The organism is Phenylobacterium sp. (assembly GCF_041920015.1).
Taxonomy (GTDB): Bacteria; Pseudomonadota; Alphaproteobacteria; order Caulobacterales; family Caulobacteraceae; genus Phenylobacterium.
On sequence record NZ_JAYRST010000094.1, the window covers coordinates 1 to 11,230 of the forward strand.

General features: G+C 69.7%; 13 protein-coding genes. 4 read left to right on the forward strand and 9 right to left on the reverse strand.

What is annotated here, in order from left to right:
- From pth to ACE3TL_RS14970, 4 genes are all read right to left on the reverse strand, one after another.
- Positions 1–541, reverse strand: a 541-nt coding sequence (gene pth, locus ACE3TL_RS14955; RefSeq protein ID WP_374579471.1) for an aminoacyl-tRNA hydrolase, incomplete at its 3' end; no start/stop codon positions are given.
- A 28-nt stretch (positions 542–569) separates the two neighbouring features.
- Positions 570–1,175 (reverse strand): 50S ribosomal protein L25/general stress protein Ctc, encoded by a 606-nt coding sequence (locus tag ACE3TL_RS14960; RefSeq protein ID WP_374579472.1) that lies wholly within the window; start codon positions 1,173–1,175, stop codon positions 570–572.
- A 127-nt stretch (positions 1,176–1,302) separates the two neighbouring features.
- Complete coding sequence (locus ACE3TL_RS14965) at positions 1,303–2,343, reverse strand: hypothetical protein (RefSeq protein WP_374579473.1); 1,041 nt, start codon at positions 2,341–2,343, stop codon at positions 1,303–1,305.
- A 362-nt stretch (positions 2,344–2,705) separates the two neighbouring features.
- Positions 2,706–3,641 (reverse strand): ribose-phosphate pyrophosphokinase, encoded by a 936-nt coding sequence (locus ACE3TL_RS14970; protein ID WP_374579474.1) that lies wholly within the window; start codon positions 3,639–3,641, stop codon positions 2,706–2,708.
- Between the two features lie 139 nt (positions 3,642–3,780).
- Here ACE3TL_RS14970 and ACE3TL_RS14975 point away from each other — a divergent pair, with 139 nt between their 5' ends.
- Positions 3,781–4,857 (forward strand): calcium:proton antiporter, encoded by a 1,077-nt coding sequence (locus ACE3TL_RS14975; protein ID WP_374579475.1) that lies wholly within the window; start codon positions 3,781–3,783, stop codon positions 4,855–4,857.
- Positions 4,858–4,974: 117 nt separating this feature from the next.
- Here ACE3TL_RS14975 and pgeF read toward each other — a convergent pair whose 3' ends face one another.
- Genes pgeF through lgt form a run of 3 tightly spaced genes read right to left on the reverse strand, consistent with a single transcriptional unit; the run spans position 4,975 to position 7,648 of the window.
- Positions 4,975–5,754: a peptidoglycan editing factor PgeF gene (pgeF, locus tag ACE3TL_RS14980; RefSeq protein WP_374579483.1), complete on the reverse strand. Its 780-nt coding sequence runs from the start codon at positions 5,752–5,754 to the stop codon at positions 4,975–4,977.
- Positions 5,745–6,800: a class I SAM-dependent methyltransferase gene (locus ACE3TL_RS14985; RefSeq protein WP_374579476.1), complete on the reverse strand. Its 1,056-nt coding sequence runs from the start codon at positions 6,798–6,800 to the stop codon at positions 5,745–5,747. The genes pgeF and ACE3TL_RS14985 overlap by 10 nt, the downstream gene beginning before the upstream one ends.
- The gene (gene lgt, locus ACE3TL_RS14990; RefSeq protein ID WP_374579477.1) at positions 6,797–7,648 is read right to left on the reverse strand and encodes a prolipoprotein diacylglyceryl transferase; all 852 of its coding nucleotides are present in this window, start codon (positions 7,646–7,648) and stop codon (positions 6,797–6,799) included. Before lgt ends, ACE3TL_RS14985 begins: the two co-directional genes overlap by 4 nt.
- Positions 7,649–7,730: 82 nt before the next feature.
- On the opposite strand from lgt, the gene ACE3TL_RS14995 reads away from it, so the two are divergent.
- The 3 genes from ACE3TL_RS14995 to proC all read left to right on the forward strand — a co-directional run bounded on the left by ACE3TL_RS14995 (position 7,731) and on the right by proC (position 9,427).
- Entirely contained in the window at positions 7,731–7,976 is a 246-nt protein-coding gene (locus ACE3TL_RS14995; RefSeq protein WP_374579478.1) for an accessory factor UbiK family protein, read from the forward strand.
- 142 nt (positions 7,977–8,118) lie between these two features.
- Positions 8,119–8,622: a YbjN domain-containing protein gene (locus ACE3TL_RS15000; protein ID WP_374579479.1), complete on the forward strand. Its 504-nt coding sequence runs from the start codon at positions 8,119–8,121 to the stop codon at positions 8,620–8,622.
- A gap of 10 nt (positions 8,623–8,632) precedes the next feature.
- Positions 8,633–9,427 carry a pyrroline-5-carboxylate reductase gene (gene proC / locus ACE3TL_RS15005; protein ID WP_374579480.1) on the forward strand — a complete coding sequence of 265 codons (795 nt, stop codon included), beginning with the start codon at positions 8,633–8,635 and terminating at the stop codon, positions 9,425–9,427.
- Positions 9,428–9,464: 37 nt separating this feature from the next.
- Here proC and ACE3TL_RS15010 read toward each other — a convergent pair whose 3' ends face one another.
- Together ACE3TL_RS15010 and ACE3TL_RS15015 are read right to left on the reverse strand one after the other, a co-directional pair.
- A complete protein-coding gene (locus ACE3TL_RS15010; RefSeq protein WP_374579481.1) occupies positions 9,465–10,817 on the reverse strand; it encodes an ATP-binding protein in 1,353 nt (450 codons plus the stop codon).
- 151 nt (positions 10,818–10,968) lie between these two features.
- On the reverse strand, positions 10,969–11,230 hold a 262-nt coding region (locus ACE3TL_RS15015), incomplete at its 5' end, for a winged helix-turn-helix domain-containing protein (RefSeq protein ID WP_374579482.1).

Sequence of the window (11,230 nt, forward strand, 5' to 3'; positions counted from 1 at the left end):
CGTCCTCGCCGGCGGCGAGCAGGGGGGCGGCGTCGGCCACGGCGCGGAGCAGGGCCTCGACCCAGGCCTGGTCGACCTTGTGGAAGTCGGAGAGGACATGGCCCTGGACGCGGTCCTTGTGGCCCGGATGACCGACGCCCAGGCGGGCCCGGCGGAAGTCGGGGCCGATGTGGGCGGTGACCGAGCGCACGCCGTTGTTGCCGGCCGCGCCGCCGCCCAGCTTCATGCGGAAGCGGCCGGGCGCCATGTCGATCTCGTCATAGAAGAGGACGAGATCGGCGGGCTTGAGCTTGTAGAACTTCAGCGCCTCGGAAACGGCGCGGCCGCTTTCGTTGTAGAAGGTCTGCGGCTTGAGGATCAGGGCGCGGACGGCGCCCTCCGGCGTCTCGATCTCCCCCTCGCGGACGAGGGAGGAGAAGCGAGAGCGTTCCGGACCGAAGCGCCAGCGGCGCGCGATCTCGTCGACGGCCATGAAGCCGATGTTGTGCCGGTTGCCCGCGTAGCGCGCGCCGGGATTGCCCTGGCCGGCCAGGACGAGCATGAGCCCCTCCGAACCGGCCTATGGGGTCTTAGGCTTCGCCTTCGGCGGCTTCTTCAGCAGCTTCCGAAGCGCCGGCCGCCGAACCGGCGACGGTGGCGACGACGAAGTCGCGGTCGACCGACGGGGTCACGCCCTTGGGCAGGTCGAAGGCGCCGATGCGGATGGTGTCGCCGATTTCCAGGCCGGTCAGGTCGAAGACCAGTTCTTCCGGAATGGCGTCGGCCGGGCAGGCCAGTTCGACTTCGTGACGCACGACGTTCAGGGTGCCGCCCTTCTTGAGGCCCGGCGAGGCGTCGTGATTCTTGAAGTGCACCGGCACCGAGATCTTGATCGTCTGGTGCGCGTCGACCCGGTAGAGGTCGAAGTGGATCGGCTCGTCGGTGACCGGATGCAGGTCGACCGCCTTGGCGATGACCGGCTGGGTTTCCTTGCCGTGTTGCAGGGTCACCAGATGGCCCAGCAGCTTGCCGGTGTAGAGCGCCTTGCGGAACTCGTTGCTCTTCACGGTGATGGCGACCGGATCCTTGTCGCCGCCATAGAGGACGCCGGGGACCAGGCCTTCGCGGCGCGCAGCGCGCGCTCCGCCGGTGCCAATGCGTTCGCGGACTTCAACGTTCAGGATAATATCGGCCATGGCCTCGCCTCAAAACGAAGCCGCCGCGCGAACGACCCGCGCGGCGACGGAACGACCCGTTAAGGCCGAAAGGTGCGCGTAGATACACAAAACCCCCGGACCTTGCAACGGGCCAGGGGAAGGATTCCTAGCCCTTTTTCGCGACCTTCTTGGCCGGCTTCTTGACCGGGGTCGGCTTGTAGCTCGCGTTCTCGCGCACGGTCGGCACGAACTTCGGTTCGTAGGGCTCGGGTTGTCCCGACGCCTTGATGACGCAGCGGGCGGTGTCCATCATCGCGTGCTGGCCCAGGCAGAAGACGTCCTCGTAGTGCGGCTTGGCGACCGCCAGGCACTGATAGAGGTTCAGCTTGGCCATGTTGGCGCAGGAGGTGACGTTCGGCTCCACCATGATGGCGTTGAGCGTCTCCAGATTGGCGTCGGTGGCGTGGCCGAGAATCGCCAGGGCGGCGACGGAGAGGCTGCGAATCACCAGCGGGGTGAAGGGCGGGGTCGCGGCCGCGCCGACCACGTCCAGCGACTGGCCGCCGCTGACCGCCTGCTGCAGGCGGGTGATCTGGGCGACGTCGCCGACGACGGGCGTGGCGCCCAGCGCCTTGGCCTGGACCAGGCGCGCGTCGCGGCCGACGATGTCGGCCTTGGACCAGGGCTGCTTCTGGACCTCGTAGGCGGCCTGCTTGACGGTCTTGCCGGCGTCGTAGAACCGATTGCCGTCCGCCCCCAGGGCGGCCTTGACCAGGCCCGCGGCGCTGCCCGAGCCGGACAGGCCGACCACATAGGCCGGGTCCTTCATGATCTCGTAGGCGATCTGCTGGCGCTGCTGGGCGTTGCCGGCGTACTGCTTGACGCCGGCGACGAAGGCCGGGTCCTGCAGCGCCACGATGGCGCCGTAGGCCATGGCGCCTTGCAGGAACTGCTTGGGTTCGTAGGAGGCGCCGATCTTCAGCCCCTCAGCGACCATCTGGCCGTCGACGAACGCCGGCGAGATCGCTGCGGCCCTATCCATGTAATAGCGATAGGCGGCGGCCTGCTCGACCAGCTTGGGCGAGAGCGAGACGGCCGGCGGCGGCGGGGCGACCGCGACGGGAGGCGGCGGCTCGGCGCACGAAGCCAGGATTGCAGAAAATGCGATGGCCGCGGCCGAGAGGGCCGCGCGAGGCGCCTTGGTCATCCTGTGCCTTCCCCGGGTAATCAGGCGCTGGAACCTAGCACCTTGGAGCGGGCGAGAATGTGTCCTCGCCGTGGTTAACGAGGCTTAACCAAGCTGGGCCGTTGGCCGAATGGGCCGATCATATCGGCGTGAGGGGCGGGAAGACGGCTTCCCGCGCATATGGGTGTCATCCCGGTTTGCGAAGCAAGACCGGGACCCATGGACACATGCGGTTCAGGATTCCGTCTCGGCGGCGCCAGAGCCTGAAAGCTTGGGTGTTCATGGATCCCGGACAAGCGCTGCGCGCTTTCCGGGACGACATGCGAAGTGGGTTGCCGCCGCTTATCCGCGCCGTATGCGATCGCCCTGCCACCCGCCCAGGGTCAATCGAACAGCTTGGAGACCGATTCTTCGTTGGCGATGCGGCGGATGGCTTCGCCCAGCAGCCGGTCGCAGGAGACGTAGCGGATCTTGCCGCCTTCGAGGGCGCGGTCGGGGGCGGGAATCGAATCGGTCATCACCAGCTCCTTCAGCACCGAGCCGTTGACCCGCTCGACCGCCGCGCCGGACATCACGCCATGGGTCACGTAGGCCGAGACCTCGGTGGCGCCGGCGTCGATCAGCGCCTGGGCGGCGTTGCAGAGGGTGCCGCCGCCGTCGATCATGTCGTCGAAGAGGATGCAGCGCCGGCCGGAGACGTCGCCGATGACGTTGGCGACCTCGCTCTTGCCCGGTCCCGAGCGGCGCTTGTCGACGATGGCCAGCTCGGCGTTGAGCCGCGAGGCGACGGCCAGGGCCCGGACCACGCCGCCGACGTCCGGCGAGACGATCATGATCTCGGCCGGCGTCGAATAGTTCTCCTTGATGTCGGTCGCCAGCAGCGGCGCCGAGATCAGGTTGTCGGTGGGGATGTCGAAGAAGCCCTGGATCTGGCCCGAGTGCAGATCCATGGTCAGGACGCGGTCGGCGCCGGCGCGCTCGATGAGGTTGGCGACCAGCTTGGCCGAGATCGGCGTGCGGCCCCCGGTCTTCCGATCCTGACGGGCATAGCCGAAATAGGGCATGACGGCGGTGATGCGGCGGGCCGAGGCGCGCTTCAGCGCGTCGATGCAGACCAGCAGCTCCATCAGGTTGTCGTTGGCCGGGTAGTTGGTCGACTGGAGGATGAAGACGTCCTCGCCGCGGACGTTCTCGTCGATGGTCACCCAGACCTCGTTGTCGGCGAAACGCTTCACCTGCGCACGGGTGAGGGGAACGTCCAGGTGCGAGGCCACGGCCTCCGCCAACGCACGGTTGGAGTTGCCAGCCAGCAGCTTCATCGGTCCCCCCGGGGAGCAGGTGTCGGTAATGGCGCGGCTTTTAGCAGGCGAGGGCCGGAGAGCAAGACCCCTGCGCGGCGAGCCAAGCCGAAGCACGTGGCGGGTCGCGGCATGGCCAGGCTTGGTTTACGGTCCGGCCATGCAAAAGATCGGACTGCCGGCCTGGACCTGGCTCTCACCCTTCATCGGCTCGCTGTTGCTGCTTGGCGCCAAGCTCGGCGGGCCGTTCGACCTGGCGCTTGCGGCGGGGCTCATCGCCTGCGTGCTGGCCGCAGTGCACCACGCCGAGGTGGTCGCCCACAAGATCGGCGAGCCCTACGGGACGCTGGTGCTGGCCGTGGCGGTGACGGTGATCGAGGTCTCGCTGATCGTCTCGCTGATGCTGTCCAGCGGGCCGGCCGGCGCGGGGCTGGCGCGCGACACGGTGTTCGCGGCGATCATGATCATCCTGAACGGCCTGGTGGGGCTGTGCCTGCTGCTGGGCGCGGCGCGCCACCTGGAGCAGCGCTATGGTCAGGCGGGGGTCAGCGCGGCGCTGGCCACCCTGGCGGCCCTGGCCATGCTGACCATGGTGCTGCCCAACTATACGACCAGCACGCCGGGCCCGGCCTATTCCAGCAGCCAGCTCGGATTCGTGGGGCTGGTCTCGCTGGTGCTCTACGGGACCTTCGTGCTGGTCCAGACGGTGCGGCACCGCGACTATTTCCTGCCGAGCGGGGTGGCGGCGCACGACGAGGACGTCCATGCCGCGCCCCCGAGCGCCCTGGCGGCCTGGATCAGCCTGGGCCTGCTGATCGTGGCGCTGGTGGCGGTAGTGCTGCTGGCCAAGGCGCTGGCGCCGACGCTCGAGGCCGCGGTCGCCCAGGCGGGCGCGCCCAAGGCGGTGGTCGGGGTGGTGATCGCCGCCCTGGTGCTGGCGCCAGAGAGCCTGGCGGCGGTGCGGGCGGCGCGCCTCGACCGGCTGCAGACCAGCCTCAACCTGGCGCTCGGCTCGGCCCTGGCCTCGATCGGCCTGACCATTCCGGTGGTGGCGGTGGTGTCGCTGGTGATGGGCTGGCCGCTGTCGCTGGGCCTGGACGCCAAGGCGATGGTGCTGCTGGTGCTGACCCTGCTGGTGACCACCCTGTCGTTGGGGACGGGACGGACCACGGTGCTGCAAGGCGTGGTGCATCTGGTGATCTTCGCGGTCTACCTGTTCACGACGATCGTGCCGTAGGGGCGGGCGAAATTCTCCGCGGGATGGGAAGTGCAAAGCGGCGATCAGGCCTTTTTCCCCTCTGCCCTAGCGGGGAGGAAAATTGCTCCAGCGCCCTATGGGACGTGATTTCGGAAATCAGACCAGGGCGATGGCCGAGAGCAGGCGGCCGAAGTCGGGTTCGCCGCGCTTGAAGGCGCGGCGGTTGGAGAAGAACCAGGCTTCCTCGGCGCAGGTGTCGCGGCCGATCCACTCGCAGCGGGTCACGCCCGCGCGGCGCAGGCGATGCAGGACGTAGGCGGGCAGGTCGAACATCGCCTTTTCCACGCCGTCGACCGGGGTGAAGAACTCGATGTTCTCGGCCGCTTCGGCGGCGAAGCGTTCGAGGAATTCCAGGCCGACCTCGTAGGAGGCCGGGCCGATGCAGGGGCCGACGACGGCGACGATGTCGCCCAGGCGCGCGCCCTGTTCGACCATCCGTTCGAGCGTCGCCTCGGCCACGCCGCCGAGCGCGCCTTTCCAGCCGGCGTGGGCGGCGGCGACCACCCGGGCGGTCGGGTCGGCGAAGAGGATGGGGGCGCAGTCGGCGGCGAGCGCCCCGCAGGCGATCCCGGCGGCGCGGGCGACGACGCCGTCGGCCTGCGGCCGCTCGCCGTTCCAGGGGGCCTCGGCGACCAGGGCCTGGGCTGAATGGATCTGATAGCAGGTGTTGAGCGCGCCTTCGGGAAGGCCGAGATGGGCGGCCGCGCGACGGCGGTTCTCGACCACGTCGGCCGGGTCGTCCTGGGAGCCGCGACCGACATTGAGGCTGTCGTAGATGCCGGTGGAGACCCCGCCCTGGCGGGTGAAGAAGGCGTGGCGCACGCCGGGCAGGTCGAGCAGCGGCGAGGTCAGGACGGGAAGGTCGGTCACGGACAGGTCTCGAAGGCGGGCGGGACGAAGCCCGGCGAATGGATGCAGGCGACCTTGAACAGCTCGCCCATCTGGTCGGGGGCGACCAGGCGTTCGAGCTGGCGCTCGATGGCGCCCGACAGGTCGGGGCGGGCGGCGGCCAGGGCCTCGGCGCGGGCGCCGATTCCCAGCCGGACCAGAAATTCGCCCTGGGTCAGGATCTGGGGCGTCTGCGCGCCCTGCGCGGCGGCGGCGGCCATGACGGCGGGGAAGTCGGCATGGACGGTGAGGTCGGCCTCGCCCGGGTTCTCCAACGGGCCTTCCTTGCGATGGCGGCACAGGGCCTGGAGCGTATCGCCGAAGCCGGGGACCGCGCGGCCATAGTCGATCAGCAGGGCCGCGCCGCCGGCCTCGACCAGGCGAGCGGCGATCTCGTCGGCGATGGCGGCCTGGGCGGGCGAGGTCTCCAGGATGGCGCCGACCGGGGCGATCCGGTCGAGAACCGGGGCGGCCGCCAGTCCGAAGGCGAGCGCGCCGGCGGCGTCGAGGCCGACCATGCGTTCGGCCCAACCCGTCTCGGTGCGGACGAACTGGCGGACGGGCAGGCAGTCGAGCAGTTCGTTGGCGACGAGGATCATCGGCGCATCGGCGGGAACCTCGCCGAGCGTGCCGGCCCAGGAGAGGTGGTCGCCGAGCGCCTGGCGCTGGCGGTCGTGCAGGGGCTGGGAGGTTTCGACCAGCCAGACGTCGGCGGCCTCGGTGAAGGCTGGCGAGAGCCTCGCCGCTCGCAGCAGGTCGCTCATCAGGGTCCCGTCGCCAGGACCCATCTCGACCAGCCGGAAGCGAGCAGGGCGGCCCATGCGGGTCCAGGTCTCGACCGCCCAAAGGCCGATCAGTTCGCCGAACATCTGGCTGACCAGGGGAGCGGTGATGAAGTCGCCGCCCTCGCCCAGGGCCGGGCGGACGGCGTAGTAGCCGAAGTCGGGGTCGTGCAGACAGGCGGTCATGTACTGGGCGAGGCTCAGCGGCCCGCTGGCCCGGATCTGGGCCGCCAGGCGCTCGCGCAGGCTCATGGGCTCTTGGTCTGGGCTTGGGGCGCGGGGGCGCCGGCCTCGGCGGCCGGCGGTTCGCGCATCCCGCGCCAGATCAGGAACAGGCCGCCGATCACCATCGGCGCCGACAGCATCATCCCCATGGTGAGGCCGAGGGGGAAATGCTGGAGGTAACGGTCCGGCTCGCGGAAGTTCTCCACGAAGGTGCGGAAGAGCGCGTAGCCCAGCAGAAAGAGCCCGGCGACCACGCCGCGGCGCTTCAGAAGGCCCGCGCCATGGGTCGCCCAGCGCAGGATCAGGAAGAGGGCGAGGCCCTCCAGGGCGGCTTCATAGAGCTGGCTGGGATGGCGCGGCTCGATCCCCGCCTGGGGGAAGATGATCGCCCAGGGCGCATCGGTCGGGCGGCCCCATAGCTCGCCGTTGATGAAATTGGCGATGCGGCCGAAGAAGAGGCCGATCGGGGCGCAGGCGGTGATGGCGTCGCCGACCCGCAGGACGTCGAGCCGGTTCTTCCAGCAGAAGGCGAAGACGGCGACCAGCACGCCGAGCGCCCCGCCGTGGAAGCTCATGCCGCCGTGCCAGACCTGGACGATCTCCAGCGGGTCCTCGACGATGATCGAGGGCGTGTAGAAGAAGACGTGGCCGAGGCGGCCGCCGAGGATGACGCCGAGCGTGATCCAGAGCACGAGATCGTCTACCTGGGCGGTGGTGGCGGGCGCGCCGCGCGGCCCCCAGAGGGCCGGTTTCTTCATCAATCCCGCGACATAGCGCCACCCCAGCAGGATGCCGGCGACATAGGCCAGGGCGTACCAGCGTATTGCGAAAGGCCCGATCTGGACGAGGACTGGGTCGAAATCGGGGAAGGGCAAGCGGATACCTCCGAATGTTTCGCCCCCAGGGTTTAGACGAGAAGCCCTTCGCTTTCATCCCCCGGCGGGCCATATAGGGGCCATGCAGACCCAGAACCCTTTCCTGGACGAATTCGCCAAGATCACCAGCGCCGCCATGGGCCTGGCCCAGACGGCGAGCGAGGAGGCCAAGGCCGCCTTCCGCGCCCAGGCCGACCGCTTCGTGGCCGACTTCGACCTTGTCCGCCGCGACGAGATCGACGTGCTGAAGGCCGAGATCGCGGCCCTGCGCGCCGAGATCGAGGCGCTGAAAGCCCCGGCGCCCAAGAAGGCGGTCAAGAAAGACTGAATGTTGCAACACGCGAATGTGGCTCGCGCACGGCAAGAAAGCCGATGACGCGAAGCGCGCGAAGCAGCTTAGTTTCAATGTCGCAGGCGATTCGATGGCCGGCTCGGCCCGCGACGCCTTTTGCGAAAGGACCGCCGGTCTAATGGACACTCCGCTACCTGACGAAGACGTCCTGGTCGCGCTCGATCCGCTGGATGTCGTCGAGCACGTCCTCACCGCCGAGAATCTTCAGTTCGATCGCACGGAAGACGGCGACCTGGCCTTCGCCCTGACCGGCGACTGGAAGGACTACGAGCTGTGGTTCGCCTGGCGCCCGGAGGCCGACTGCCTGCAACTGTGCCTGTCGTTCGACCTGCAGGCCACGCCGGAGCAGCGCGCGGCGGCCTATGAGCTGATCTCGATCCTGAACCAGCGCGTGTGGCTCGGCCATTTCGAGCTGTGGGAGGACGGCGAGATCATCTTCCGCCACGCCATGGCGCTGATGACCGGCGAGCGGCCGAGCCTGGCCCAGGCCGCGGCGATGATCGACGTGGCGATGGAGGCGGCCGACCGCTTCTATCCGGCGTTCGACTTCCTGGTGCGCGGCTCGAAGTCCGCCACCGACGCGATCGCCGCCTGCATGTTCGAGACCGTCGGCGAGGCCTGAGGAACACCGAATGACGCCGATCCTGATGCTGGGCGCCGGCCGCATGGGCGGGGCGCTGATCGAGGGTTGGCGCGCGGCGGGGGCTTTCCAATCCTCCGACCTGATCGTGCGCGAGCCGTTCGAGAGCCCGGTTCTGGGCGGCCTGCGGGCCGCCGGCGCCCTGGTCAATCCGCCGGATGCAGCGTTGGCTGGGGCGAAGACCGTGCTGCTGGCGGTCAAGCCGCAGATTTGGCGCGAAGCCGCCGCCCAGGTCGCCAGCCATCTGGCGCCGGACGTCGTGATCGTCTCCATCGCTGCGGGCGTGCGGGCGGCCGACATCTCCGAAGCCTTCGGCGGCCGCGCGGTGGCGCGGGTCATGCCGACCACGGCGGTCGCGGTGCGACAGGGCGCGGCCAGCATCTACGCAGACGATCCCGCCGCACGCGAGCGGGCGCACAGGCTGTTCGCGCCGGTCGGGACGGTCGCGGACCTGGCCGACGAGGAGCTGATGCATGCGGCGACCGGCGTTTCAGGATCGGCGCCGGCCTATCTCTACGCCTTCGTCGAGGCGCTGGAGGCCGCCGGCGCGGCCGCCGGCCTGCCCCCGGCCGATTCGGCGCGGCTGGCCCGCTCGACCATCGCCGGGGCCGCGGCCTTGCTGGCGCAGAGCGGCGAGGAGCCGGCCGAGCTTCGCCGCCAGGTGACTTCCCCGGGCGGCACGACCCAGGCGGCGCTGGAGGTGCTGATGGGCGAAGGCGGTTTCCCCGATCTGCTGCGCAAGGCGGTGGCGGCGGCGGCGCGGCGCTCGAAGGAACTGGGCGGGTAGGTTTCCAGCGCCCTCCATGGAGAGGGAGATCAACCGGTCATCCCGGCAATCTGACGATGGCGCGGAGCCCGCCGAGGGGGGAGCGGTCGAGGACGATGTCGCCGCCGTGGCTGCGGGCGACGTCGCGGGCGATGGCGAGGCCGAGGCCTACGCCCTTTTCGTTCTGGTTGCGGGACTCGTCCAGGCGGTTGAAGGCCTTGAAGGCGTCCTCGTAACGGTCGGCCTCAATGCCGGGACCATCGTCGTCCACGATGATCTCGACGCCGCCGCTGGGCCGGCGCGCGGCCAGGACGTCGACATGTTCCCCATGGGCGGCGGCGTTCATGACCAGGTTCGACAGCGCGCGCTTGAGGGCGTTGGGGCGCACGCTGGCCATCAGGTCCGGGTCGGCCCGGACCGACACCTGGGCGCCGGCGCGCAGGGCGCCTTCGCTGACCTCGTCGATCAAGGCCTTGAGGTGGACGGTCTCGACCGCCTCGCCGCCCTCGCCGCGGGCGAAGGCGAGGTATTCGTCGATCATGTGCTCCATTTCCGACAGGTCGCGCTTCATGTCGGCGGTGCGCGGGCCCGGATCGGCCAGGGCCAGTTCCAGCTTCAGGCGGGTGAGGGGGGTGCGCAGGTCGTGGCTGACGCTGGCCAGCAGGGCGGTGCGTTGGTCGATGTGGCGCTGGATGCGCGACTTCATGGCCAGGAAGGCGTGGGCCGCCTGGCGCACCTCGCGCGCGCCGCTGGGTTTGAAGGCCGGCATGTCGACGCCCTTGCCGAAGGCGTCGGCGGCCGTGGCCAGGCGCTCGATGGTGCGGGTCTGGTTGCGGATGAAGAGGATGGCGATGGCGGTCAGAAGGATGGTGGCCATGGCCATCCAGAGGACGAAGATGTGCCCCTGGGTGGCGAAGGCGCGGTCGCGCGGGGCCAGGATGCGGATCACGCCCTGGTCGATCTTCACCCGGATGTCGACATAGGCCGGGTAGCGGGTGGTGTCGAACCAGTAGGGCGCGTCCAGCCGTTGGGAAAGGGCGCGGTCGATGGCGCGGTCGACCACGGCGAAGGCGTTGGTGCGGCGGCTGTCGGGCAGGCTGCGGCCCGGCTGCAGGGCGATGGAGAGGTTCAGGGATTTCTCTGCGCGGCTGGCGATGCGAGCCATGGTCGCGTCGTTCGGATCGTCCTGATAGCTCTCGACCGCCCAGGCGACCTCGCCGGCCAGGCCGTCCGAGAGGCGGCTGGTGACGGTCTGCCAGTGGGCGTCGAAGAAGATCCAGGTGACCGCGATCTGCATCAGGGCCACCGGCAGGACGATGATCAGCAGCGAGCGGCCGAACAGCGAGGTCGGCAGGCTGCGCTTGATCAGCCGCTGCACCAGGCGCGGTTCGAGGCGGCGGGGGAGTTTCATGGTGCAGATCCTCCCCTCTTGGGGGAGGTGGATCGGCGCGCAGCGCCGAGACGGAGGGGGACTGCTCTTGCGGCGAAGGAGTCGAAATCCCCCTCAGCCAGCTTCGCTGACAGCTCCCCTAGAGGGGGAGCATTCTTGGGCCGGGCGTCCATCAGTCCGGCGCCAGGAGGTAGCCGACGCCGCGGACGGTCTGGAGATAGCGGGGGGCCTTGGGGTCGCTTTCGATCTTGCGGCGCAGGCGGGTGACCTGGACGTCGACGGCGCGGCCGGAGGGGTCGACGGTCTCGCGCGCCAGCTCCAGACGGTCGACCGGCTCGTGCGGGCTGCGCGCCAGGCGTTTGAGCAGGGCGACCTCGGCTTCGGTCAGGCGGACCGGGACGCCTTCACGACTCAGCTCGCCGCGCTCGAGGTCG

Coding starts and splice junctions, on each gene's coding strand:
- ACE3TL_RS14960 (WP_374579472.1), bottom strand. CDS start 1,175: ATGGCCGATATTATCCTGAACGTTGAAGTCCGCGAACGCATTGGCACC.
- ACE3TL_RS14965 (WP_374579473.1), bottom strand. CDS start 2,343: ATGACCAAGGCGCCTCGCGCGGCCCTCTCGGCCGCGGCCATCGCATTT.
- ACE3TL_RS14970 (WP_374579474.1), bottom strand. CDS start 3,641: ATGAAGCTGCTGGCTGGCAACTCCAACCGTGCGTTGGCGGAGGCCGTG.
- ACE3TL_RS14975 (WP_374579475.1), top strand. CDS start 3,781: ATGCAAAAGATCGGACTGCCGGCCTGGACCTGGCTCTCACCCTTCATC.
- ACE3TL_RS14985 (WP_374579476.1), bottom strand. CDS start 6,800: ATGAGCCTGCGCGAGCGCCTGGCGGCCCAGATCCGGGCCAGCGGGCCG.
- ACE3TL_RS14995 (WP_374579478.1), top strand. CDS start 7,731: ATGCAGACCCAGAACCCTTTCCTGGACGAATTCGCCAAGATCACCAGC.
- ACE3TL_RS15000 (WP_374579479.1), top strand. CDS start 8,119: ATGGACACTCCGCTACCTGACGAAGACGTCCTGGTCGCGCTCGATCCG.
- proC (WP_374579480.1), top strand. CDS start 8,633: ATGACGCCGATCCTGATGCTGGGCGCCGGCCGCATGGGCGGGGCGCTG.
- ACE3TL_RS15010 (WP_374579481.1), bottom strand. CDS start 10,817: ATGAAACTCCCCCGCCGCCTCGAACCGCGCCTGGTGCAGCGGCTGATC.